This window comes from Thioalkalivibrio sp. ALMg3, from assembly GCF_000381225.1.
GTDB classification, from domain to species: Bacteria; Pseudomonadota; Gammaproteobacteria; order Ectothiorhodospirales; family Ectothiorhodospiraceae; genus Thioalkalivibrio; species Thioalkalivibrio versutus.
This window is the reverse complement of sequence record NZ_KB906232.1, coordinates 60,999-84,363: the sequence shown is the minus strand read 5'-3', so window position 1 is coordinate 84,363 and position 23,365 is coordinate 60,999. Positions and strand designations below refer to the sequence as shown.

General features: G+C 64.1%; 29 protein-coding genes. 14 read left to right on the top strand and 15 right to left on the bottom strand.

Annotated elements, in window-relative coordinates:
• Window positions 1–250, top strand: a 250-nt coding sequence (locus F622_RS0112355; protein ID WP_026304733.1) for a transposase, incomplete at its 5' end; no start/stop codon positions are given.
• A 29-nt stretch (window positions 251–279) separates the two neighbouring features.
• On the opposite strand, the gene F622_RS0112350 is transcribed toward F622_RS0112355, so the two are convergent.
• Window positions 280–1,020: a ferredoxin--NADP reductase gene (locus F622_RS0112350; protein WP_019572069.1), complete on the bottom strand. Its 741-nt coding sequence runs from the start codon at window positions 1,018–1,020 to the stop codon at window positions 280–282.
• Window positions 1,021–1,135: 115 nt separating this feature from the next.
• On the opposite strand from F622_RS0112350, the gene F622_RS0112345 reads away from it, so the two are divergent.
• A complete protein-coding gene (locus tag F622_RS0112345; RefSeq protein ID WP_018650556.1) occupies window positions 1,136–1,717 on the top strand; it encodes a thioredoxin family protein in 582 nt (193 codons plus the stop codon).
• Between the two features lie 175 nt (window positions 1,718–1,892).
• On the top strand, window positions 1,893–2,423 hold the full coding sequence (locus tag F622_RS0112340; protein WP_018144600.1) for a hypothetical protein: 531 nt from the start codon (window positions 1,893–1,895) through the stop codon (window positions 2,421–2,423).
• Window positions 2,424–2,726: 303 nt separating this feature from the next.
• Here the strand turns inward: F622_RS0112340 and F622_RS0112335 are convergent, their stop codons facing one another.
• Window positions 2,727–3,083, bottom strand: coding sequence for a hypothetical protein (locus F622_RS0112335; protein WP_018168331.1), 357 nt, complete (start codon window positions 3,081–3,083; stop codon window positions 2,727–2,729).
• Window positions 3,084–3,181: 98 nt separating this feature from the next.
• Here F622_RS0112335 and F622_RS0112330 point away from each other — a divergent pair, with 98 nt between their 5' ends.
• Window positions 3,182–3,388: a hypothetical protein gene (locus F622_RS0112330; protein WP_018144602.1), complete on the top strand. Its 207-nt coding sequence runs from the start codon at window positions 3,182–3,184 to the stop codon at window positions 3,386–3,388.
• A gap of 76 nt (window positions 3,389–3,464) precedes the next feature.
• Here F622_RS0112330 and F622_RS0112325 read toward each other — a convergent pair whose 3' ends face one another.
• Genes F622_RS0112325 through nadA form a run of 3 tightly spaced genes read right to left on the bottom strand, consistent with a single transcriptional unit; the run spans window position 3,465 to window position 5,248 of the window.
• Complete coding sequence (locus F622_RS0112325) at window positions 3,465–3,806, bottom strand: DUF86 domain-containing protein (protein ID WP_018650557.1); 342 nt, start codon at window positions 3,804–3,806, stop codon at window positions 3,465–3,467.
• 4 nt (window positions 3,807–3,810) lie between these two features.
• Entirely contained in the window at window positions 3,811–4,122 is a 312-nt protein-coding gene (locus F622_RS0112320) for a nucleotidyltransferase family protein (protein ID WP_018650558.1), read from the bottom strand.
• A gap of 43 nt (window positions 4,123–4,165) precedes the next feature.
• A complete protein-coding gene (nadA, locus tag F622_RS0112315) occupies window positions 4,166–5,248 on the bottom strand; it encodes a quinolinate synthase NadA (protein WP_018650559.1) in 1,083 nt (360 codons plus the stop codon).
• A 134-nt stretch (window positions 5,249–5,382) separates the two neighbouring features.
• Between nadA and F622_RS0112310 the strand changes: the two genes are divergently transcribed.
• Together F622_RS0112310 and F622_RS0112305 are read left to right on the top strand one after the other, a co-directional pair.
• Window positions 5,383–5,814 carry a hypothetical protein gene (locus F622_RS0112310; protein ID WP_018650560.1) on the top strand — a complete coding sequence of 144 codons (432 nt, stop codon included), beginning with the start codon at window positions 5,383–5,385 and terminating at the stop codon, window positions 5,812–5,814.
• A complete protein-coding gene (locus tag F622_RS0112305) occupies window positions 5,811–6,350 on the top strand; it encodes a protein disulfide oxidoreductase (protein ID WP_018176226.1) in 540 nt (179 codons plus the stop codon). Before F622_RS0112310 ends, F622_RS0112305 begins: the two co-directional genes overlap by 4 nt.
• A 58-nt stretch (window positions 6,351–6,408) precedes the next feature.
• On the opposite strand, the gene F622_RS0112300 is transcribed toward F622_RS0112305, so the two are convergent.
• The 3 genes from F622_RS0112300 to F622_RS0112295 form a co-directional block, all read right to left on the bottom strand.
• Window positions 6,409–6,708: a HigA family addiction module antitoxin gene (locus F622_RS0112300; RefSeq protein WP_018176227.1), complete on the bottom strand. Its 300-nt coding sequence runs from the start codon at window positions 6,706–6,708 to the stop codon at window positions 6,409–6,411.
• Window positions 6,709–6,732: 24 nt separating this feature from the next.
• Window positions 6,733–7,011, bottom strand: a complete 279-nt coding sequence (locus tag F622_RS13965) for a type II toxin-antitoxin system RelE/ParE family toxin (RefSeq protein ID WP_077277016.1) — start codon at window positions 7,009–7,011, stop codon at window positions 6,733–6,735.
• 142 nt (window positions 7,012–7,153) lie between these two features.
• Entirely contained in the window at window positions 7,154–8,020 is an 867-nt protein-coding gene (locus tag F622_RS0112295) for an SUMF1/EgtB/PvdO family nonheme iron enzyme (protein WP_018176228.1), read from the bottom strand.
• A gap of 282 nt (window positions 8,021–8,302) precedes the next feature.
• On the opposite strand from F622_RS0112295, the gene F622_RS0112290 reads away from it, so the two are divergent.
• Window positions 8,303–8,836, top strand: a complete 534-nt coding sequence (locus tag F622_RS0112290; RefSeq protein WP_018176229.1) for a GspH/FimT family pseudopilin — start codon at window positions 8,303–8,305, stop codon at window positions 8,834–8,836.
• A gap of 45 nt (window positions 8,837–8,881) precedes the next feature.
• Here F622_RS0112290 and F622_RS0112285 read toward each other — a convergent pair whose 3' ends face one another.
• Window positions 8,882–9,295, bottom strand: coding sequence for a type IV pilin protein (locus F622_RS0112285; protein WP_018176230.1), 414 nt, complete (start codon window positions 9,293–9,295; stop codon window positions 8,882–8,884).
• 189 nt (window positions 9,296–9,484) lie between these two features.
• Here F622_RS0112285 and F622_RS0112280 point away from each other — a divergent pair, with 189 nt between their 5' ends.
• From F622_RS0112280 to F622_RS0112265, 4 genes are all read left to right on the top strand, one after another.
• Window positions 9,485–10,036 (top strand): GspH/FimT family pseudopilin, encoded by a 552-nt coding sequence (locus tag F622_RS0112280; protein WP_018650561.1) that lies wholly within the window; start codon window positions 9,485–9,487, stop codon window positions 10,034–10,036.
• Window positions 10,030–10,845 carry a prepilin-type N-terminal cleavage/methylation domain-containing protein gene (locus F622_RS0112275; protein ID WP_077277013.1) on the top strand — a complete coding sequence of 272 codons (816 nt, stop codon included), beginning with the start codon at window positions 10,030–10,032 and terminating at the stop codon, window positions 10,843–10,845. Before F622_RS0112280 ends, F622_RS0112275 begins: the two co-directional genes overlap by 7 nt.
• A 22-nt stretch (window positions 10,846–10,867) precedes the next feature.
• Window positions 10,868–12,166 carry a pilus assembly PilX N-terminal domain-containing protein gene (locus tag F622_RS0112270; protein WP_018176233.1) on the top strand — a complete coding sequence of 433 codons (1,299 nt, stop codon included), beginning with the start codon at window positions 10,868–10,870 and terminating at the stop codon, window positions 12,164–12,166.
• A gap of 67 nt (window positions 12,167–12,233) precedes the next feature.
• The gene (locus F622_RS0112265) at window positions 12,234–13,616 is read left to right on the top strand and encodes a hypothetical protein (RefSeq protein ID WP_018176234.1); all 1,383 of its coding nucleotides are present in this window, start codon (window positions 12,234–12,236) and stop codon (window positions 13,614–13,616) included.
• Window positions 13,617–13,804: 188 nt separating this feature from the next.
• Here F622_RS0112265 and typA read toward each other — a convergent pair whose 3' ends face one another.
• The 3 genes from typA to speA form a co-directional block, all read right to left on the bottom strand.
• Window positions 13,805–15,622 (bottom strand): translational GTPase TypA, encoded by a 1,818-nt coding sequence (gene typA, locus F622_RS0112255; RefSeq protein WP_018650563.1) that lies wholly within the window; start codon window positions 15,620–15,622, stop codon window positions 13,805–13,807.
• A 458-nt stretch (window positions 15,623–16,080) separates the two neighbouring features.
• Window positions 16,081–16,323, bottom strand: a complete 243-nt coding sequence (locus F622_RS0112250; protein ID WP_018144623.1) for a YcgL domain-containing protein — start codon at window positions 16,321–16,323, stop codon at window positions 16,081–16,083.
• A 4-nt stretch (window positions 16,324–16,327) separates the two neighbouring features.
• The gene (gene speA / locus F622_RS0112245) at window positions 16,328–18,232 is read right to left on the bottom strand and encodes a biosynthetic arginine decarboxylase (RefSeq protein WP_018650564.1); all 1,905 of its coding nucleotides are present in this window, start codon (window positions 18,230–18,232) and stop codon (window positions 16,328–16,330) included.
• Window positions 18,233–18,549: 317 nt separating this feature from the next.
• On the opposite strand from speA, the gene speE reads away from it, so the two are divergent.
• The 3 genes from speE to F622_RS0112230 all read left to right on the top strand — a co-directional run bounded on the left by speE (window position 18,550) and on the right by F622_RS0112230 (window position 20,200).
• Window positions 18,550–19,401: a polyamine aminopropyltransferase gene (speE, locus tag F622_RS0112240; RefSeq protein WP_018650565.1), complete on the top strand. Its 852-nt coding sequence runs from the start codon at window positions 18,550–18,552 to the stop codon at window positions 19,399–19,401.
• A 287-nt stretch (window positions 19,402–19,688) separates the two neighbouring features.
• Window positions 19,689–19,916, top strand: coding sequence for a ParD-like family protein (locus F622_RS0112235; protein WP_018650566.1), 228 nt, complete (start codon window positions 19,689–19,691; stop codon window positions 19,914–19,916).
• A complete protein-coding gene (locus F622_RS0112230) occupies window positions 19,916–20,200 on the top strand; it encodes a type II toxin-antitoxin system RelE/ParE family toxin (RefSeq protein ID WP_018650567.1) in 285 nt (94 codons plus the stop codon). Before F622_RS0112235 ends, F622_RS0112230 begins: the two co-directional genes overlap by 1 nt.
• Window positions 20,201–20,337: 137 nt before the next feature.
• On the opposite strand, the gene fetB is transcribed toward F622_RS0112230, so the two are convergent.
• The 3 genes from fetB to F622_RS0112215 all read right to left on the bottom strand — a co-directional run bounded on the left by fetB (window position 20,338) and on the right by F622_RS0112215 (window position 23,343).
• The gene (gene fetB / locus F622_RS0112225; RefSeq protein ID WP_018168345.1) at window positions 20,338–21,144 is read right to left on the bottom strand and encodes an iron export ABC transporter permease subunit FetB; all 807 of its coding nucleotides are present in this window, start codon (window positions 21,142–21,144) and stop codon (window positions 20,338–20,340) included.
• On the bottom strand, window positions 21,135–21,755 hold the full coding sequence (locus F622_RS0112220; protein WP_018650568.1) for an ATP-binding cassette domain-containing protein: 621 nt from the start codon (window positions 21,753–21,755) through the stop codon (window positions 21,135–21,137). Before F622_RS0112220 ends, fetB begins: the two co-directional genes overlap by 10 nt.
• A 334-nt stretch (window positions 21,756–22,089) precedes the next feature.
• Window positions 22,090–23,343: an ammonium transporter gene (locus F622_RS0112215; protein ID WP_018144631.1), complete on the bottom strand. Its 1,254-nt coding sequence runs from the start codon at window positions 23,341–23,343 to the stop codon at window positions 22,090–22,092.
• Between the last annotated feature and the right edge of the window lie 22 nt (window positions 23,344–23,365).

Genomic DNA, 23,365 nt, shown 5'->3' with positions numbered 1-23,365 from the left:
GGTCCGGCGGCCCTCGCGGTTGGCGAAGATCGGTTCCAGCCGACTGCGCAAGGCGCTCTACATGGCGGCGGTGGTGGCGACCCGGTACAACCCGGACGTGCGACACCAGCATCAACGTCTGCTGACACGCGGCAAGGCCAAGATGTCGGCGATCGGGGCGGCCATGCGCAAACTCCTGCACATCGCCTTCGGTGTGCTCAAATCCCAAACCCCGTATCAAGCCCGCCATGAAACTCCTTGCACCCCGTAGGGCAAGACGGTATCTACATATTCCTGGACCTACCAGTAGTTCTCGGTCGTGATCTGCCCCGGCTTGCGTCGGCGGTTCTTCTCCAGCCCGCGCTCGCGCAGGATCGCGGCGGTGTCCTTCACCATGTCCGGGTTGCCGCACAGCATCACCTGGGAGTGTTCCGGCGTGATCTTCAGGCCCGCGTGATGCTCCAGGCGGCCCTCGGCAATCGCGGCCGGTACGCGGCCCTCGAGCCCACCCGGGAACGGCTCGCGGCTGACAAACGGGATGTACTGGAACCGCTTCGCATCACGTTCCTGGAACTGCCGGATGGTGTCCTGATAGGACAGTTCTTCGGCCTTGCGCGCCGCGTGGATCAGGCGGATGTTCTCGAAGCGTTCCCAGGGGGTATCGGTCTTCAGCATGGACAGGAACGGCCCCAGCGCAGTGCCCGTGGAAAGCAGCCACAGGTCGCGGCTGTCCGGTAGCTCATCCAGGGTGAAAAAGCCGGTCGCGCGCGGCATCAGCTCCACCGTGTCGCCCGGCCCCAGTTGCGCCAGACGATTGGACAGCGGTCCATCCGGAACGGTGATCAAATAGAAGTCCAGCGGCGTTTCGCCCGGCGCATTCACATAGGAATACGGCCGCGCCACCGGCTCGCCGTCGATCTCCAGACGCAGGCGGTTGAACTGCCCGGCCTTGAACAGCTCGACCTCGGCATCCACCCGCAACGAGAACAGCCGATCCGTCCACTGCTTGCGCTCCTGTACGACACCGGTCACCCAGCCCATATTCCTTACTCCATTGCTCGGGTATTATCTCGAAGAGTGCTGGCGGGGCCGGAAGGTTTCAAGCACCCCCGGCCAACGCCGTATAATTGTCGCAAATCCGAACACTGGAGCAGTCATGGCCCGCACCCCCTCGCAGATGATCGAACTCGGCACCGAGGCACCCGGCTTTTCCCTTCCGGACGTCGTCTCCGGCGAGACCATCAGCCTCGACAGCTTCCCCAACGCGAAAGGCTACATGATCGCCTTTATATGCAATCACTGCCCGTTCGTGCAGCTGGTCCGGCACGAGTTCGCCCGCTACGGCCGCGAATACTCGAGCAAGGGCATCGCGGTCATCGCGATCAACTCCAACGACATCCAGGCCGTACCGGACGACGCCCCGGACAAGATGAAGGACGACGCCCGCCGCTTCGGCTACAACTTCCCCTACTGCCTGGACGAGGACCAGTCCGTCGCCAAGGCCTATCACGCCGCCTGCACCCCGGACTTCTACCTGTTCGACGCCGAACGCAAGCTCTATTATCGCGGCCAGTTCGACGCGTCCCGCCCGGGCTCCGACACCCCAGTCACCGGACGCGATCTGCGCGCGGCCAGCGATGCCCTGCTCGACGGCCAGGCAGCCCCCGAGCCCCAGCACCCGAGCCTCGGCTGCAACATCAAGTGGCGCCCGGGCAACGAGCCCGACTACTTCGGCTGAACCGGGCACTCCTGTTCAAACAAGTTTTTGTGGTAACAGCCTTGTGGGAACGGGCCTGCCCGCGAATGGCCCTGCCCGCGCCAGATCCTGGCCGGAGCGTTCGCCCGCGGGCCATCCCCAACAAGCCCCTCGCCGCGCCGTATACTGACCCCATCTATTTTCCGGGGAGCGCCGCATGCCGCCCAATAACGTAATCGACGGCCCGCGAGTCTCAACATGGCGCTGCCCCTCCTGCCAGGAGTCGGTCCCGCGCCTGCTTCCGAACGGCAAGACCAACCGCATCCCGGTCGCCCCGGAACGCATGGCGCTGCCAGACGGAACGGTGCGTCAAGCCTGTGCGCGCGTGCAGGGCCTGCGTGCACCGGAAATCTGCTATGCCTGTGACCAGGCCTATCAGGAGCTGTTGGGCACACTGGTGCGCCCCCCCGCCGAGCTGGGCGATGCCCGCAGCGACCCCGGGCTGAACGACACCGGCCTCATCGGCGCCCTGCTGCCCATCGCCGACCAGGGTACGCAGATCCTCATCTTCAACGTGATCAACGAGGAACTGCGCTGCACCGAGATCGAGCGCCTGATCAGCTTCAACCCCGACCGCCTCACCTACCCCGGCTCACGCGGCGCCATCGCCCCACGCATCTGGGCGCTCTACGAAGACCACCTGGCCCAGCTCCACGCCCGCGCACCCGTCCCCTACCACCCCGAGTAGAAGCACCTCAGCCCCCGGTGGAGCCTCCCCACAACGGATTGATGAGCACGTCATCGCGAGGCGCGCCGCGCCGTGGCGACCTCCGCAGACAGCCCAAACGCCACCCCCTCACCCGCGAGGCAAGCATCGGGATTTCGGATGGATATTGCCACGCCCCCTCGCGGGCCTCGCAATGACGGAGGATATCGTCATCCCGGCCGAAGCGGAGCGTAGAGCCGGGATCTCGCCGGAACGGTGACAGGGTCAGGAGATCCCGGATAACCGCTACCCGGTTTCCGGGATGACGAACGAGGAAAGGATGCGTCAGGCGTCGTCTTCAGCGTCCACGCGCGCGAGCATGCGCATCCCCCCAACCATGCAACGCAGCGCCTCCAGGGTCTGCAGGTCGAACGCCGCCCCGGTCTCGCCCGGCAGCGTCCAGTACTTCGGACGGCAGGTGGCCGGGCGTTCGGCGGGCATCGCGCGGGCGGCCGCCGCGTCGACCGCCACGAGCAGGTCGGCCCACGCCAGATCCTCTGCCGTGACCCCGCCCATGATCCGCGCCGGGCGCACCTCGATCCAGTCCTCGAACTCCGCTGCTGCGCCCAGCTCGGCCACGCGTGCAGCACGCCCGTCGGCCCGCTCGGCCGCCACCAGCAGGCGCGCCCGCCGCTTAAACATGTCCGATACCCCGCAAGCCCATTTGTCCAGCCACCGAGGTCAACGCCAAGCTATATTCAGAGACACGAGTTACCCACCCCATATGGAGAACGGACACCATGGCCCACCTCGACTGGTCGCATTATCCGGTGAATGAACTGAAGCTCGTCTACAGCACGCTGCACGCGCAACTGACGCTGGAGCCCGAGCTGATGGATTCCGAACTGATGGCCGACCTGCAGACCCACCTGCAGCAGGAAGCAAAGGCTGCCGGCGTGGACGCCTCCACCCACTCGCAGTGGGCCGCGTGGCTTAACGACCGATAAAAACCGATGGAACACATGTCCCACGCAGCTAGCGGCGGACGTCGAAGCCCGACAGGCGGCCAAAAAACCCTAGCCCCTACAACTCCTGGCGCATTTTCTCGAGACCGCTGACCAAATCTGGAAGGTGCTCGTCCACCAAATTCCAGATCGTGTCGCTGTCGATACCCAGATAGGCATGGATCAGCCGATTGCGGGTAGCAACGATCATGCGCCAGGGAATATCCGGATGCGCCTCCCGGACCTCGGAGGGCACATGACTGGCAGCCTCGCCGATCAGCTCGAGGTTACGGAGTACGGCGTCGAAGACGAGCTCATTCCGTATGAACATGTCGCGATCAAGACCATCCGTATAGGCCATCGCCTTGCGCGCGAACCGAACCATGTCGTCCAGATAGAAACGCCACTCGCGCCCGGCCATGGACTCAGACACGGATCGCCTCGCGCTCGACGAACGGACGAAGCTCGGCGCGCAGAGCTTTTTCCGAGACCAGATCCACCGGATACCCTAGAAGATCCTCGAGGTAAAACTGCACACCGAAATACTGTTGTGCGGAGGCCGGGCCGTCGTAACCCACCAGGATATCGACGTCACTCTGCTCTCCGGCCTCGTCGCGGGCCAGCGAGCCAAACAGCGCCAGGCCGCACACGCCGAATTCGCGCTCGAGATGCGCACGGTGATCCCTGAGTGCCTTCAAGACGGCGGTACGGTCCAGCCTGCGAGACATTTGGCCCATTACATCGTCCTGTTAATGCCCGTCGGTCATCCCGGCAAAGTGCTCAGGCGTCGCCTTCGGTGGCCTTGCGATGTTCGGTGGCGAAATCGAGCATGCGCTGGGTGGCGACCAGGGCCTTCTGGCGCGCGGTCTCGTCGACGAAGATCTCGTTCTTCGCCGGCTCGTTGGTGTCTTCCAGTGTCTCGGCCAGCGAGACCAGATCGTTCATCGCCATCCACGGGCAGTGCGCGCAACTGGTGCAGGTGGCGCTGTGGCCACCAGTGGGCGCCTCGATCAGCTTCTTGTCCGGCGCGGCCTGCTGCATCTTGTAGAAGATGCCCTTGTCCGTCGCGACGATGAATTCCTGTTCCGGGCGGTCCTTCACCGCCGCGATCAGCTGGCTGGTGGACCCCACCACATCCGCCTGGTGGATCACCTCGCGCGGGGATTCCGGGTGGACCAGCACGGCGGCGCCGGGATGGCGCCCGCGCAGATCTTCCAGCGCCCAGGAGCGGAATTCGTCGTGCACCACGCAGGAGCCGTCCCAAAGCACCATGTCGGCGCCGGTGGTACGGCGGATGTAATCGCCCAGGTGCTTGTCCGGGGCCCAGAGAACCTTCTTGCCCTGGTCGCGCAGGTGCTCGACCAACGGCACGGCGATGCTGGAGGTGACGACGTAATCGGCCTGCGCCTTCACGTCCACCGAGGTATTCGAATACACGACGACCGTGTGATCCGGGTATTGCGCGCGGAACTTCGCGAAGTCGTCCGGGGGGCAGCCGAGGTCCAGCGAGCACTCCGCCTCCAGCGTCGGCATCAGCACGCGCTTTTCCGGGCTCAGGATCTTGGCGGTCTCGCCCATGAAGCGCACGCCGGCCACCACCAGCGTCTCGGCCGGGTGCTCCTTGCCGAAGCGCGCCATCTCCAGGGAGTCGGACACACAGCCGCCGGTCTCGTCCGCCAGGCGCTGCAGGGATTCGTCCACGTAGTAATGCGCAACCAGCACCGCGTTGCGCTCGATCAGCAAGCGCTTAATGCGGCGCACCAGCTCGTCGCGCTGGGTGTCGGTCAACGCGTGCAGCGAGGCCGTCACATGGTCCGTGCGCGGCACGTGGAAAATCGGTTTTTCGGCCACCGGTGCGTTCATCTGCCCTCTCACCCCAGGATCCGGGGTAGATCATCGTCTTCTAATAGTACGACAGGGCCCCGGCCGCTGTCGTTCCTGCACATTGTGGGGTCGTATCCGCGCATCCCAACCGGCCCGCCTATAATGTCGCGGCCATGACCGAACTGAAGCAGCAATACAAGGCGATGACGTTCGAGGAACGCATGGACCTGGCCCTGTCCGCGGACCTCGAGGACAAGTGGCGCTCGCTACTGGTACGCGACCAGCACGCCCAGGTGAAGGCGTATTTCTCGCGGCGCATGGACCTGACGCCGGAAGAGGTCGTCCTCCTACTGGCCGACCCGAACCAGACCGTGCGCCTCAACTGCGCCAAGCGCCCGGACCTGACCCCGGACCAGGTGGAGGCCTGCGTAAACGACCGCGACCCCAACCTGCGCTACTTCGTCGCGCGCAATCCGCTGTTGACCGAGGCACAGAGGGAACGCCTGATGAAAGACGAGGACGAACTGGTACGCATCGCCGTGCGCAAGGGCCCGAAGACCCGCGGCACCCGCGCACGCCCAGGACAAGCCGAGATGATCCGTTGACCGAGACCCCGCCAGAAAAGCCGAAACGCCCCAAGCCCTCGCGGCGCCGCCGCGCGCTCAGCTGGGGCATCCAGATCGGGCTCGCGCTGGTGATCTTCCTGGCGGTGCGCGCCTGGATGGCGCGCGACATGGTCGAGGGCCCGGCGCCCCAATTCGAGGCCCTTTTGCTGGACGGCACACCCGTGTCGCTTGCGGACTACGCGGACGAACCCATGCTGCTGCACTTCTGGGCCACCTGGTGCCCGATCTGCCGCCTGGAGGCAGGCGAAATCGTGCGCCTGTCGCAAGGCCACCCGGTTCTGACGGTCGCCATGCAGTCCGGCGTGGACGAAGAGCTGCTCGAACACATGACCGAACAGGAGCGCGAACTCGCCGTGATCAACGACCCGGAGGGCGCCCTCGCCGCGCGCTACAACGTGCGCGGCGTCCCGGCCAGCTTCATCATCACACCCGACGGCGAAATCGTCTTCCGCAAGCAGGGTTACGCTCCGCCGCTCGAACTGCGCCTGCGCCTCTGGCTCGCCCGCTGGCTGTAGCCCCTTCCTGCAAACGGTGCAATTCGCTTCGCTCAGTGCACCCTACGTCCAACCGTTATCACGCGGCGCGGGGTTCGATCTCGCTACGCACGCGGTCGGCGAGTTCGATCTGGGCACGCCGCAATTCGTATTCAACCTGCAGGTTTAGCCAGAAACGTTCAGTTGTGCCGAAATAACGCGCCAGCCTCATGGCCGTGTCGGCGGAGACGCCCCGGCGCTCGCGCACAATGTCATTCATGCGCGTCGTCGGCACGTGCAATGCCCCGGCAAGCGCGTTCACACTAAGCCCTAGCGGAGCAAGAAACTCCTCGCGCAGGACCTCGCCTGGATGGATGGGCCGCATACCGTTTGTAGTCATGCTCTAACCTCCTTCGGGAACCCTTCAATGGTAATCGACGATCTCCACGTCCTCGGCACCCTCGTCGGTCCACCGGAAACAGATGCGCCACCGGGCGTTGATGCGAATGCTGTGCTGTCCTGCGCGGTCACCAGACAGGGGTTCCAGCCGGTTTCCCGGCGGTGACCGCAAATCCTGCAGCGTCTCCGCCGCTTGAAGCTGGATCAGCTTGCGTTCCGCGATCGTTCGGACGCTTGACCAACGTCGACTTCTGCCCGTTTCGAACAGTGCCCGGGTTTCCCTACACCGAAAGCTTCTGATCATGGTCACATGATATAACGCTTAACGGTAAGCGGTAAACACGCGGTGCAGTTCGCTTCGCTCAGTGCACCCTACCCTCGATAATTACCCGAACGCCGTAGGATGCGTTGAGCGCAGCGAAACGCATTGCCCTCGGGCGAAGCGACTAATCGTCCAACTCGCGCAGGACGCGGAAGCCCAGATTGGTGTCCATCTCGTCGATGTTGCGGCGGCGACGGGCGGCGCTGCGCGTGTTCACGGCAGGGTCGAACCAGGAGCCACCCTTGGTCACCACCCACTCGTTTTCCGGGTCTCGGCGATAGACGCCGTCACGCGGCAGCGACTGGTGTCCGTCGTGCCAGGGGGTGGAGGTGAACTCCTGCACGTTACCGTGCATGTCGTACAGCCCCCAGAGGTTCGGCTGGAAGCTGCCCACATCCAGCGGGCGCGACAACGGGAAACACGCCGGGATATACCACCTGCGCCGCTGGCGCCGCTCCTCGTACGGAAACAGCGAATTGAAGTGCACGTCGCGGCACCCCACCACCTCGCCAAAGGCGAACGGCGTGCGCGTGCCCGCCCGACAGGCGTATTCCCACTCCGCCTCGGTCGGCAGGCGATAGCGCTTGCCCGTCTCCTCGCTCAGCCAGTCGAGATACTGCTGGATGCTGTCCGGCTTGATGTTGAAGATCGGCATGCGCGGGGTGCTGGGCCACACCAGCCACTCCCAGGGTTCCCAGCCGGTCGCCGCCTGGAAGGCCTCCCACTCCTCGCGGGTGACTTGATAGCGCCCCAGCGCAAAGGGTCGCTCCAGCGCCACGAAGCGCCGCGGTGCCTCGTGTGGCTGATGGCCGTACTCCGAGGCATCCGAACCCATCTCGAACTCCCCGGCCGGAATCACCTGCAGCTCCGGCGTCGACGCGCCGGAACGCGCGTCGTCACGAAACCCAACCGACACCCCCGCCTGACGCGCCGCCTGCTGCTGCAAATCCAGCAGATCCGCCTGATCCATCCGCTGCACGTCCTTCACCATGACCCTGCTAACCTCCAGCACCTTCAATTCCCCCGCACCTGACACGCCGCGTCGTTACGAATGACATCGCTACACCGCCCCGTCATTGCGAGCGAAGCCAAGCAATCTCCTGTCGCATCCGCGGCATCCAGCCAAAACCACCGCCCGCATGCCTGCCGGGACCTCTGACTTGTAGGCAACCTGTCACCGGCAACGTTCCAGCACCACCCGACGGGCCCGTGGCCTCGGGCGCCGCGCTCGTCTATGCTCTCGCATGCACGCGATCTCAGGGAGGAGACGACGATGCGGACCTGCAAGGGAGTTACGGCCATCGAGCTGATGGTCGCGCTGGGCGTGCTCGCCATCCTGGCCATGCTCGCCGCCCCGGGCTTCAACCAGATGCTCGAGCGTCAACGCGTCATCGGCGCCACCAACAGCCTGCTCAACGCCATGCATCTTGCACGCAGCGAGGCGATCAAGCGCAACGAGCGCGTTACCCTTTGTCCGTCCAGCGACGGCGAGACCTGCCGCGAAGACGGCGACTGGGCATACGGCTGGATCTGGTTTGCCGACCCGGAACACTCGGGCGAGCGCTCCGAGGAAGACCCACTCATCGGCTACGAGAATCCAGGGCTACAGGACATGCTCTCGATCAAGGGGAACACCCCGGTCCGGGACTACGTGTCCTACGTAGCCCGGGGAACAACCCGGCGCACGAGCGGCGCACTGCAGATGGGCAGCTTTACCGTTTGCGGCAACGGCCACGAAGGCCGGCGCGTAATTGTCAGCAGCATCGGGCGGCCGCGAAGCGAGCCATCGAAGAGCTGTCCTGACTAGCGTTGTCCTCAGCGCGCGAAAAACGTTCGGTCAGGAACGTACGGATCACCAGCAATCATCGCCACCCGGGGTTCCATCCCGGTCCGCGCTCCCTCCGGTAACCGCGAGCGTAATGCTCTGACAATTGGAGTCATTCGCCTGGCGCCCCTGCGCGGTGGCGGTCGCGGTAAAGCTCGACCCCGACTCGTTGGATATCGCCAGCTGGTAATGCCCATCGTCCGATTCGGCGGTCAGCCCCAGATCCGAAAGGTCTCCGGTGTAGGCCGGATTATTTGCCCGCCAGCGCTCCTGTTCCATCTGAATACGCAGTAGTGAGTCATGCGCATCCGCTCGTTGCGACTTCAAGATGTAGTTCTGGTACGACGGGTAAGCGATTGCCGCCAGGATGGCCACGACCGCGACCACGATCATCAGCTCGATCAGGGTAAATCCCAGCGCCTTCGTGTTTGCTGCCTTCATCGCTCTATCCCCTCGGAGACTTCCGTTTTCGCCAAACCCGATTCCACCACAACCGCCCGCCAGCGAGCCCTGTCAATATCGCGAGTGGAAGCATTCGCACGACGAGCGGTAGCCAGACGACATGCCCAAGATACCCCAAACCGTATAATGGGAGTCGAGACCTCCCTACCTCCTGCCCGGGGACCGCGCATGGCCGCACCACAAAAACCCTTCGGCTTCACCCTGATCGAGCTCATGATCACCATCGCCGTGCTGGTGATCCTGGTCACGCTGGCCGCCCCAGCCTTCAACCTCGCCGAGCAGCGCCGTGTAATCGGCGCCGCCGAAAGCGCCCTCGACCAGATCCAGATGGCCCGCACCGAGGCCATCAAGCAGGGGCGCGATATCCGCTTCGTGAGCCAGGTGGACGGCGACGCCTGGTGTCACGGCATAACAAGCACACCCGCCTGCGATTGCACGGTCGAGGACCCGGCCGCCGCGAACGCATGCACCATCGTGATGGCAGGTGACGAGGACGCAGTGCTGCGCACGACCAGCTCGGATGATTACCGCAATGTCTCGATGACGGGCGAACAGACCATCACCTTCAATCACGTGCGCGGCACCGTGCAGGGCGACCGGTCCGATCTCCTCTTCACGTCATCGCCAAACAACTTTGTGATGCAGGTCCAGATCAATCCGATCGGACGTCCTCGCGCCTGCGGAACCAACCGTGCCATGGGGGCGTATAGCGAATGCTGAACCGAGCTAGAAACACTGCGCCGATTCCTTCGCGCCGCCGCAACGGCGCTGGGGGCTTCACGCTCATCGAGCTGATGATCGGGATCCTGGTCGGAACGATCGTGATCGCCGCGGTGATTGCCCTATACATCACGGCCATACGAGGCGCCACCTTCGTCACCCAGGAAGCCCGGCTTACGCAGGAAACGCGCATTGCGCTGGATCTAATGGCCAACGACATCCGTCGCACGGGCTATTCGCACCCCGACCGCATTGAGTTCGACGAAGAATCCGATGCGCTTCCGAGAAACCCCTTCATGGCCTCGGACCTGAACCTGGCAATTCACGAAGGCGGCAGCTGCATCCTGCTCAGCTACGACCCAACTTACGGCTACATCATCGAGGATCCGTTGCAGGCACTGGACGAGATCGACGAACAGTACGTGTTCGGCTACCGCCTGGCAGGGAATTCGATTCAGATGCTGACCGGCCAGATCGAGTCAACCGGATCATGTGACCAGAATGACGGCTGGGAAACCCTCACAGACCCGACAACAACTAACGTCACCCTGCTCGACTTCTCGCTTGACCGGTCGTCCTGCCTGCACCTAAACGCAGACGGGAACGCCACCGAGACAGCCGGCCTTTGCCCCGACAACGGCGGCGACGAAGATTTTTACTTCGAGAACCGACGCGTAACCATCCAGCTGGATGCGCAGCACGCCGACGAGCCCGACACACGGGTCTCGTTCACTGACAGCGACGACCGAGATACCAGCCTGACCGTCGGAGTCCGCAACGCGCGAATCTTTAATGGTAGCGACGACTGACCCGCTACAACGGAGCAACTGCATGACATCGTATTTTTCCAGGTTACCGCGCAGAGGCCACCAGAAAGGCCTTGCGACCCTGTTGATCACGGTGATCATCCTGGTCGCCATCACCCTGGTGATCATCTTCGCCTCCCAGACCGCCATTCTCGAACAGCGCATGTCAGCCAACGAATTGCGCATGAAACAGACCAACAACGCCGCGCAGGCGGGACTGGAAGTAGCACTGGCCTACGCAGCGGAGAACAACCGCCCCCCGGGCTGGGAAGACAATGGAGATTCGTTCCTCATGCTGGAGACAGACCGATACGCGGCCCGAGCGGCCTTCCTTGCGCCTACGGCTGCGAGTGAAGCCTTCGGCACCGCGGATGCAATCTGCGGCAATACTCCGGACGCCTTTGCTCAAGCAGTGGCCAACCTAAACTCTGCTTCCGGCGATCCTTTGCTGCTCACCAGCGCTGACGAAGAAACAAACATCCGGAATGCCGTGGCCCTTTCTTGCGGCTGGAGCGATGACCGAGCCGGACGGAAGGCGATACTGGTCGGCGTACAGGCCGGTCCATCAATCGCGAATCCACCTGACAATCCCCTCGTGACACGAGGAGGCCTCGCAATCTCCGGTACAGCTGCGGTTTACAACGCGTACACGGACACCACCATCCGCTCCGGTGGTGAAATCAACATCAGCGGTGGTGGTACAGGTAACAGTTTCCTCTTGCGCGAGGGCGAATCCCGCCCTTCCACGGACCCAGCCAACCCAGACCCAGTCCCTCTGGACGGGGACGGGACTTATGTCCAGGAGTCTCGCGGTGACCTGCTGGGCCTTGATGTCATCGACCGAGACGACAACTTTGGCGTCACCGGAGATGAGTTCTTCGAATCATTCATGGGCTCCAGCATGGAGTCATACAAGGAAAACCAAATCGAAAATGTCCTCGAATCAAACGGAGACCGATTCGAATTTGACGCAAGCGAATGGGGCCAGACGATCTGGATCGAAGGCGATGCCGAACTGACTGGGACCTTGGGTAGCCGCGAAAACCCCGTACTGCTAGTTGTGGAAGGTGACCTCAGGACAACGGGTAATTTCCAAGACTTTCACGGCATTCTCTACATTACCGGCGACCTTATCGCGCGAGGCAATCCCCGGTTCTTTGGTGCCGCCATTGTCCAGGGGCGTACGGACGTACCTGACGACGCAGAGGTCTCCGGTACACCCTTCTTCTACTTTGATCCGATCGCAGCTGGCGGTGCGGGCAGCGTAGGGGCACGCTCTCTGGTATCTGGAAGCTGGCGCGACTGGACCCATGGCGTTGACTAAAGCAAGCACCACCGCCCGCCTGCATCCAACGACAGCCCCGTCACGCTTCGCGTACAGAGGTTCAAAGATGATGTCTCACCCTAAACAGCGCACGTTCGGAATCACGTTGATCGAGGCACTAATTGCCTTGGCGGTGATCGGCCTCGGAATCCTTGCGTTGTCCAAGCTGTACGGGGACCTGATGGTCTCGACGGCAGACTCCAAGGCCCGGGCGGAAGCCGTCCAGGTCATGGAGTCCCGCATCGACAAGATGCGTGATTCCCTCACGGAGACAGATTTCAACCTTGCGAAGGATGCATTGACCGAAGGCTTCACCGGGACCAATGCAAATTTTCGTTTTGAGCTTGACGAAGGAACCATCAACTCCCTCGATGGCACCACCACAATCGAGCTGACAGCATTCTGGGACAACGCGAGAGATGAAGAACAGAGCGTTCAAGTCGCGAGCGTACTCTACTGGACCGACCCCCTTCTGAGCCTTAACCAGGCGCGGGGACGCCTCCCCGGCGGCCAGAATATCGCATCGCCCTCCGGTGACGCCCGCACTGGCGGGGACCCAATTGACCCGTCAGACGCAACGACGCTGGCCGAGCTGCCTGATGACCGAGGGTTTGGACGGATGGAGATGCGCGCAGATGATGATCGTCGCCAACTGGTCCGCATTGACACGGACGGGACCGAGACCGTTCTTCTCGAAACCGACCTTTCTCTGGGATTCAGCACGATCTCGGGGTTGGTAATCCGTCTATTTGACGACGATCAATTCGATACTCTGCGTGCCCGCGTCTCCGATTCCGGCTATTGCGTAAACAACGACATCCCTGAATTCGAACCCGAGACGTTCTTTTATCGATGCTACGTGGGACGGGGATGGTTCGGCAATATCGCCGTCCGCGACTCTCAAATCGACGTGTCCGACCAAAGTGGCGCAATCGCAGTGGGCGACCCCGAGTTCGACCTCGCAGATTCGGGGGATAACGAACCCCGAGTCACCGAACCGTCCGTCTCGATCCGCCGGGCCTTCCGGGGCAGCGGGATATGGCAGCGCGCAGAGCTCGGGATGACCCACCCGCTGGTGCAGGCCCTCGTCGAGCGCGACTCCGCCGACGGTATCCGCCCCACCTGGCTGCCACCGGCGTTCGACGCCAGTGACAGCGCCCCTCCGGAGTACGTGACACGTGAAAGCGCAGGTGGTCCAAACGTTGATTACGCGGATTATTTCGACGATGACTATCAACTCATCGATTTTGGCCAGCACTTTGTATTCGACCAAATCACGGGGCAGCGCACCCCCACTCAAGCGAAGTCCGCGCTCGAAGACGCGAACGAGCAGATCGTCGATTTCCTCGGTTGGGATACCACAACAGACGGAGCCCCCTTGGCCAATAACGCAGGGGAGTTCTATCGCCAATGGTGTGATCAAACTGACGTCACTTGTCCCGGATTTTAGTACAACCGGGATCAAACCTTGCCTCTTTGCCTGGCGCCCTATCCTCAATAACGGTTTCGCGATTTCCAGGAGGGCGACAGCGGGCTGGAGCCGAAGCTTCGGAGTCGACACATCAAAAGCGCCCGGCGGCTGAACCGACCGGGCGCTTTTCTTTCCCTTGGCCCCTGGAGGGGCGTTGGCGCTAGCGGTTACGCCGAGGCGCGGGAGGCCTTCTTGCGCTCGTGCTCCACCAGGAACTTCTTGCGGATGCGGAGGCTCTCCGGGGTGACCTCGACCAGCTCATCTTCGTCGATGAACTCGATGGCCTGCTCCAGCGTCATGCGGATCGGCGGGGTGAGCTGGATGTTCTCGTCAGTGCCGGACGCGCGGACGTTGGTGAGCTGCTTGGCCTTGAGCGCGTTCACGACCAGGTCGTTCTCGCGCGAGTGCAGCCCGATGACCATGCCCTCGTAGACCTCTTCGCCGGGGCCGATGAACATCTTGCCGCGATCCTGCAGGTTAAACAGGGCAAAGCCCAGCGCCTTGCCGGTGGCGTTGGCGATCAGCACGCCGTTCTGGCGCGAGGCGACCGAACCGGGCTGGTACGGGCCGTAGTGATCAAAGATGTGGTGCAGGATGCCGGTGCCGGAGGTCGCGGTCATGAACTCGGTCTGGAAGCCGATCAACCCGCGCGACGGGATGATGAAGTCCAGGCGCACGCGGCCCTTGCCGTCGGGGACCATGTTGGTCATGTCGCCGCGGCGTTCGCCGAGCTTCTCCATGATCGTGCCCTGGTGCTGCTCCTCGATGTCCACGGTGACGGCTTCGTAGGGCTCCTGCCGCACGCCGTCGACTTCCTTGATGACCACCTCGGGGCGCGCAACGGAGAGCTCGTAGCCCTCGCGACGCATGTTCTCGATCAGGATGCCGAGATGCAGCTCGCCGCGGCCGGAGACCTTGAACTTGTCCGGGTCCTCGCCCTCTTCGACGCGCAGCGCGACGTTGTGCTTGAGCTCTTCCTGCAGGCGATCGCGCAGCACGCGCGAGGTGACGTACTTGCCTTCGCGCCCGGCGAACGGCGAGGAGTTGACCTGGAAGGTCATGCTCACGGTCGGCTCGTCGACGGTGAGCGGTTCCATCGCCTCGACGTGGTTCGGATCACACAGGGTGTCGGAGATGAACAGCTTGTCCATCCCGGTAAAGGTAATGATGTCGCCGGCGCGGGCCTCTTCGACCTCCACGCGCTCCAGGCCGTGGAAGCCCATGATCTGCAGCATGCGGCCATTGCGCACGCCGCCTTCGCGGTCCACCACTTTCACCGGGCTGTTCGGCTTGATGTGCCCGCGCTTCACGCGGCCGATGCCGATCAGGCCCTGGTAGCTGTTGTAGTCCAGCGAGGAGACCTGCATCTGGAACGGGCCTTCCGCATCGACGTTCGGCGGGGACACATGCTCGACGATGGTCTCCAGCAGGCAGGTCATGTCGCCTTCGGTAACGCTGGAATCCATGCCGGCAAAGCCGTTCAGCGCGGAGGCGAACACGATCGGGAAGTCCAGCTGCTCGTCGGTCGCGCCCAGGCGATCGAACAGGTCGAAGACCTGATCCACGGCCCAGTCGGGGCGCGCGCCGGGGCGGTCCACCTTGTTGATCACCACGATCGGCTTGAAGCCCATGGCGAAGGCCTTCTGGGTGACAAAGCGGGTCTGCGGCATCGGGCCATCCACCGCGTCCACCAGCAGCAGCACCGAGTCGACCATCGACAGCACACGCTCGACCTCGCCACCGAAGTCGGCGTGTCCGGGGGTGTCGACGATGTTGATGCGGTAGTCCTTCCATTCGATGGAAGTGTTCTTGGCGAGAATGGTGATCCCGCGTTCCTTCTCGATGGCGTTGGAGTCCATGATCCGCTCGCCGTGATCGCCACGCTTGTCGAGGGTGCCGGACTGGCGCAGGAGCTGGTCGACCAGCGTGGTCTTGCCATGATCAACGTGGGCGATGATGGCGATATTGCGAAGCTTCTCGGTCATGGAATGCAAACTCTAGATACTGGCAAAAGGGCCGACACTATACAGAGTTATGCGTTGGCGCGCTGAGACTTCCACGTTTTCAGCGCAGGCTCCGCACGCTTGCGCCCGTCATCCCGGCCAAAGCGCGGCGCAGTTCGCGCCCCGACAATGCCGAGCGACCTCGTCATCCCGGCCGCCGCTCGCCGCGACCATGTGGTGCTCCCACGTCGTCATCCCGGCCGCAGCGCAGCGAAGAGCCGGAATCTCCCACGCCGGATACCCCCAAGGCCTGGCCAGACCACGGCGCACAAGATCCCGGATCACCGCTGCGCGGTGTCCGGGATGACGGGGGAGAGGCCGGTGCCCAGGACGCCGAAGAGGGCGCCAGCGGCAGGGTGACGACGATATGCAACGATCCGGGGTGACGGAGAGCCCCCCCCCCCAGGTCGACGGCAAGGGCCCAAGCGGCTAGGTCAGGGCTAGCGGTCTTCTTCCGGAGGCGGGAACTGGAGGTGGAAGCCCTGCTCATCGAGGTTGGCGAGGACCTTCTGCGGGTCTTCCTGGGCCAGGGTGCGTTCCGGGGTCAGCTCGAATTCCAGAGCGAACTCCAGGCGACCGAGCGCCCGAACCACGCCCTCGGGGAGTTCGGAGAAATCATCCTTCTCCGGGAGATACACATAGGTATCGGCGCGCTTGGTCGCGCGATAGACGTAACACTGCATGGGTTCAGTCCTCGAGATAGGTGTAGCCGGTCAGGCCGTGTTCCAGTTCCGCCAGCAGGCGCCCGGCGGCCTCGCCGCGCAGGCCGATGGCATCGATCTTGGCGCGGAAGGCGCGGCGCAGGTCGTCCGGGGCGAAGTGCACGTAGGAGAGCAACTCGTCCACGGTGTCGCCGCGCTCGGGGTTCAGCAGGCGGTAGCCACCCTGCTCGGTCAGCTCCACGTTCACCGTGTCGGTGTCGCCGAACAGGTTGTGCAGGTCGCCGAGGATCTCCTGGTAGGCCCCGACCAGGAAGATGCCGAGATAGTAGGCCTCGCCCGTTTTCCACGGGTGCAGCGCCAGGGTGGTGTGCGTACCCTCGCGCTCCACGTAGTGCTCGATGTGGCCGTCGGAGTCACAGGTCAGATCCTGCAGCACGGCGCGGCGGGTCGGGGCCTCGTCCAGGCGGTGCAGCGGCATGATGGGGAAGATCTGGTTGATCGCCCAGGTATCCGGGATCGACTGGAACACGGAGAAATTGCAGAAAACCTTGTCCGCCAGCTTGTCCGTCAGCTCCGCATGGATCTCGGCCGGCAGCGCATCCGGCTGTGCCAGCAGCCGCTGACACAGGGCGAAATAGATCGCCTCGGCGCGCGCCCGGTCCGCCAGCGAAAGCATCCCGCGGGCGAAACGCGCCTGCAGGTCGGACAGGCCGAAGGCGGCGTCGTGATAGATCTCCGAGGCCGGGCGGTCGCGCTCGTCCAGCAGCGCGCGCATCGCGGCGATCTCGGGCAGCTCGTCGTCCGGCGCCGGCGGTATAGCACCATCCCCCGGGGCTGGCTCGCAGTCGATCACGTTGGTGATCAACACCGCGTGATGCGCGGTCAGCGCCCGTCCCGACTCGCTGAACACCTCGGGCATGGCGAGATCATGCTCCTCGCAGATGCGCTTGAGCGGGCGCAGGATGTTCAGCGCGTACTCCTCCACCGAGTAGTTGATGGAGCATTCGTTGCGCGAGCGCGACCCCTCGTAGTCGATACCCAGGCCGCCGCCGACATCCACCACCTGAAGCGCGGCACCCGCTTCGGTCAGCGCGGCGAAGTAGCTGGCCGCCTCGCCCATGCCGTTCTGGATATCGCGGATGTTCGCGATCTGCGAGCCCATGTGGAAGTGCAGCAGCTGCAGCCGATCCAGCCAGCCGAGGCCGCGCAGGCGCTCGAGGATGCCCAGCACATCCGCCGCGGACAGACCGAACTTGGCCTTCTCGCCACCGGTGTTCTGCCACTTGCCCTTGCCAATCGACGACAGGCGCACGCGCAGCCCCAGCAGGGGTGCGATATCCATGTGCTCGGCCTGGCGGATGACCTCCTCCAGCTCCGAGGGCTTCTCGATCACGATGTACACGCGATGCCCGAGCTGGCGCCCGATCAGCGCCAGGCGCACGTATTCGCGGTCCTTGTAGCCGTTGCAGATGATCGCGGCGCCCGGGCGCGACTGTGCCAGCACAGCCATCAGTTCCGGCTTGCTGCCCGCCTCCAGCCCCACCCGTGGGGTAAAGCCATCGGCATCCGGCGTGTCGCCCGCCGCCAGGATCTGATCCACCACGCTGCGCTGCTGGTTCACCTTGATCGGATAGATCGCCGTGAACGCGCCCTGGTAGTCCAGCTCGCGTGCGGCCGCATCGAAGGCCCGCGCCAGGCGGCGCACACGCCCGTCCAGCACGTCCTGGAAACGCACCAGCACCGGCGGCCCGATATGCTCCTCGCGCAGCCGCCCGGCCAGCTCATGCAGATCGACACCCGGGTGATCCGGCCAATCCGGTCGCCGCATCACCACATGGCCAGCGTCGTTCAGATCGAAAAAGCCACCATTCCAGTGGTCGATCCCGTAGGTGGCGCGGGCCTCATCCAGATTCCAGGGCGTGACGGTCATGGCGATTCCTTGGGATCTACGAAGACATCTCGCCCGTCATTGCGAGGAGCCGCAGGCGACGAAGCACAAAAGCAGCGAAGCTGCGTTGAACGGCCGCCGGCCGGCCCGAAGGGCGAGCGTAGCGAGTAATCTCCTGAACGAGGGCCGTGCGTTTGGTTGCGCTGCTCGCCCTCGGCGTTCCGGTGGACATGGAAAGCGATTGCCGCGTCGCTTCGCTCCTCGCAGTGACGGGGAGGTTCAGAGTTGCCCGCAGGATACAGGGCACTATCATAGCGGCGCATCATACCGTCCACCGCATCCGCAAGGGGAGCCGCCCAATGGCACTCGACAACAACTGGTTCAGCGAACCGCACGAAAACATGGCGCTGTCCCTGCGCATCAAGCAGAAGCTGCACGAAGAACAGACCCCGTACCAGAAGATCGAGATCTACGAGACCGAGGCCTTCGGCAACCTGATGGTGATCGACGGCTGCGTGATGCTCACCGGGCGCGACAACTTCATCTACCACGAGATGATGTCGCACCCGGTGCTCTACTCGCACAGCGCCCCGAAGAACGTGGTCATTATTGGCGGCGGCGACTGCGGCACCCTGCGCGAAGTGCTCAAGCACGACGAGGTGCAAAAGGCCGTGCAGGTAGATATCGACGAGCGCGTCACCCGCTTGGCCGAGCAGTACTTCCCGGAGCTGTGCGACGCCAACGACGACCCGCGCGCCGAGCTCCTGTTCGACGACGGCGTGCAGTACCTGCAGGACGCCACACCCGGCTCCGTCGACGTGATCATCGTCGACTCCACCGATCCGGTGGGCCCGGCCGAAGGCCTGTTCTCCACCGCCTTCTACAAGGACTGCGTGAAGGCCCTGGGCCCGGATGGCCTGCTGGTACAGCAAAGCGAATCGCCGCTGTTGCATACCGAGAGCATCATCCGCCCGATGCACGACAGCCTGCGCGCGGCCGGCTTCATCGATGCATTGACGATGCACTTCCCACAACCCACCTACCCCTCCGGCTGGTGGACCTGCACCATCGCGGCGAAGGACGCCCCGGTGTCCTTCCTGCGCGAGGAAGCCGCCGAGGAGGCGGCGTTTGTCACCCACTACTACAACGCCGCCATCCACCGCGCCGCCGGGGCCACGCCCGAGTTCTTCCGCCGCAAGCTGTTCGCCTGATCCCGGGCAGGCCCCTGGCGCGACCCAAACCCGTCATTGCGAGGCCCCGCAGGGGCCGCGGCACAAAAGCGCGAAGCGCGTTGAACGGCCGCAGGCCGGCCCGAAGGGCGAGCGCAGCGAGTAACCTCCCGACGCAACCCCGACGTTTGCCCGGGCCGGCGCTGGGGCGCCCACGGAGATCGCCACGTCGCTGCGCTCCTCGCAATGACGGTGCTTGCTGGCCCCGTCATTGCGAACCATGCAGGGCCGCGCTAATCTGACTACATTTGTAGTAGAGGAGGCACGCCATGAGTTTGCCCGTCCGCATTGATGAGACGCTGTATCAGCAGGCCCGGGCCCACGCCAAGGCCGAGCACCGGACCATCGCCGGTCAGATCGAGTTCTGGGCCGAAGTGGGGCGCACCGCCATGGACAACCCCGACCTGCCCATCGACTTCGTCTGTGAACTGCTGATCGCTCGCGCCGAGGGGCGGGAACTCGCGACCCCGTTCACACCCGAGGGCAAACCCGACTAATGGCCGCGGACGTGGAGGTGCTGCAAAGCATCCGCTTCCGGCGCGCCTACAAGCGCCTCCATCCCGCCCAGAAGGCCGACGTGGACGAAGCGGTTGCCGAGATCGTCCGCAACCCCGAGATCGGCACCAGCAAGAAAGGCGATCTGGCCGGAGTCATGGTCTACAAGTTCAAGTCGCGCGAGCAACTGATGCTGCTCGCCTACGAGTACGACCCCACCACCCGCCTCCTGCTACTGCTCGGCACACACGAAAACTTCTACCGAGATTTGAAACGCGGCTCGTAGGGTCTGCACGCGCAGGGGGTCGCGAAACACACGCCATGTGATGCGGTTCGCTGCGCTCAGCGCATCCTACGAGGGCTCGGCCGCGCGCCGCAGGGCGCATTGAGCGAATGCGAAATGCACCGTTCGGGCGGATATGGCTACGTGTGGCGGCCCGGCTTGAGGCGGTCGAGGCGCAGGCGTTCGCGGGTGTCGAACAGGCGGCGGGAGGCGAACCAGACCGCGCCGAGGGTGCCGAAGCCGGTGCCGGCAGTGATCAGGAACATGATCAGGATCTGGTACTTGACCGCCTCCACCGGCGGGGCACCGGCGAGGATCTGGCCCGTCATCATGCCCGGCAGGCTGACGATACCGGCCGCGGCCATGGCATTGATGGTCGGCATCAGGCCGGAGCGGGCGGCCTCGCGGCGCATGGTGGCGACGGCCTCGCTCCAGCCCGAGCCCAGCGCCAGGCGGGCCTCGATGGTGCGGCGCTCGCGCCAGACCGTCTGGGTCAGGCGGTCCAGCCCCAGCGCGATGCCGGTCATGGTGTTGCCCAGCAGCATCCCCAGCAGCGGGATGGCGTACTGCGGCTCCCACCAGGGCGAGGGTCCCACCATCGTGGTCAGCGCAAGCACGGTGACGGCAAAGGCCGAAACGAACATGGTGACCGCACCGATCCCGTAGCCCCACAGCCCGGCAAAACGGCGCTGCTGACGCGCCATCACCTCGTAGCCCGCGATCGACACCATGACCAGCGCCATCAGTGCCACCCAGCCCAGGTGCGCGTGGTCGAACAGCGTCTGCAACACCAGGCCGATCAGCAGCAGCTGGATCACGGTGCGCGCCCCGGCGATCAGCAGGCTGCGCCCCAGCCCCATGCGCGCCCAGATGGTCAGACCAGCCAGGGCGACAACCAGCAGCGCCGCCAGCGTCAGATCCAGCGCGGAAAGCGAGATCAGGTCCATGCGTTTGCCTCCAACTGGCCATCGCGGATGGTCAGGATGCGCCCGCCCAGACGCTGGCGCTGCAGCGTGTCATGACTGACCCATAGTGCCGCCGCCTCTTCTTCGGCCAAGTACGCCCGCACCGCGCGCTCGATGCGCTTGGTGTTCTCCAGGTCCAGGTTGGCGGTGGGCTCGTCCAGCAGCAGGACACGGGGCCGGTTCAGCAGCGCGCGCACCAGACCCAGGCGCTGTTTCTCGCCGCTGGAGAGACGCTCGACCTCCCACCCCAGCGAGGCCTCCGGCAACGCGACCTGTTTCAGCAGGTGCAGGGCCGCCTCGCGAGAGAAATCGGCCGGCAGGTGTTCGTCCACGCGCTCGCCCCACCAGGCGGTCTCGGCCGACACATAGGCCACGCGCCGGCGCCACTGGACCGGCAGCATGGCGTCGCGCGCCTCGCCGTTCAGCATCACCTCCCCCGTGCTGGGGTCGAGATCCGCCAGGGCGCGCAACAGCAGGGACTTGCCGGCACCCGAGGCGCCGGTGACCTGCACCAGTTCGCCCGGCTGAACCGCCAGGTCCAGCGGGCCCAGCTGGGCTGTTTTCAGTTGTCGGACGTCCAGCAGGCGATCCATGCGACAGGGTTCCGGTGCGGCAAAAGCGGGATCGTAACCGAAGCCGGGGTACGGGGATGAATGGCCGGACCGGGAGACCCTGCTTGCTGGGAAGAGAGCCGGCCGGGGTGTTAGTAGCCCGCGGGCATCAGTCGCAAGAACCGCCGCGGGCGGGGGCTTCGCGGGCAAGCCCGCTCCCACAGGGTGTATCGAACAAAAAAAAGGGCGCCCGATAAAGGGGCGCCCAAAGGCCAACATCCAAGTCCTGGGAGACTGTCTTGTCGGCGTCGGAGGAGACGATGTATCGGGATCGAGCCGGGTTACGGCCCGACCCCGGTTTCAGGTTAACGAAGCTTTATTGCTTCCCGGTGAACTCCGGGTAGGCCTCGAGACCGCACTCGGCGATATCGGCGCCCATGGCCTCGTCCTCTTCGCTCAGGCGGATGCCCATCACCGCCTTGAGGATCGCCCAGACGATCAGGCTGGCCACGAAGACGAAAACGAAGATGGCGAGCAGGCCCACGATCTGCCCGAAGAAGGTCGCATCCGGGTTGGACAGCAGGACCGCCATCACACCCCAGATACCGGCGGTACCGTGCGCGGAGATCGCACCAACCGGGTCGTCGATCTTCAGCTTGTCGAGGGCGACGATCGAGAACACCACGATCACACCACCCACGGCACCGATGATCATCGCCAGGACCGGGCTGGGCATCAGCGGCTCGGCAGTGATGGACACCAGCCCCGCAACCGCTCCGTTCAGTGCCATGGTCAGGTCGGCCTTGCCGAAGATCAGACGGGTGGTGATCAGCGCGGCAACCACACCCCCGGCCGCGGCCAGGTTGGTGTTGGCGAACACGGCGGCCACGGCATTGGCGGACTCGATGTCCGACACCTTCAGCTCGGACCCGCCATTAAAGCCGAACCAACCCAGCCACAGGATCAGCACACCCAGCGTGGCCAGCGGCATGTTGGAACCCGGAATGGCGTTGATCTTGCCATCCGCGCCGTACTTGCCCTTGCGCGCCCCGAGGAGCAACACACCGGCCAGCGCCGCAGCGGCACCCGTGAAGTGGACGATGCCGGAACCGGCGTAGTCCAGGTAGCCGATCTGGTCGAGGATACCGCCACCCCAGCTCCAGAAGCCCTGGATCGGGTAGATGAAGCCCGTCAGCACGACCGCAAAGGCCAGGAAGGCCCACAGTTTCATGCGCTCGGCCACGGCACCCGAGACGATGGACATCGCGGTGGCCACGAACACGACCTGGAAGAAAAAGTCGGCACGATCGGAGTAGTAGATGTCGCCACCGCTACCCAGCACGTCCGCGACTGCGTTGTCGCCGCTGATCAGGAAGCCCAGCCCCGGGATAATGGAGCTGAGACCATCGCTGTACATGATGTTGTAGCCGATCAGCATGTACATGATGCTGGCGATCGAATACAGGGCGATATTCTTGGTTGCGATTTCGGCCACACTCTTGGTGCGCACCATACCGGCCTCGAGCATGGTAAAGCCCGCGGCCATCCACATCACCAGTGCACCGGCCACCAAAAAGTAAAAGGTGTCCATCGCATAGGCGAGTTCGACAACTTGCTGTTCAATTTCCATGATTGAAATTCCTCATTCGCTG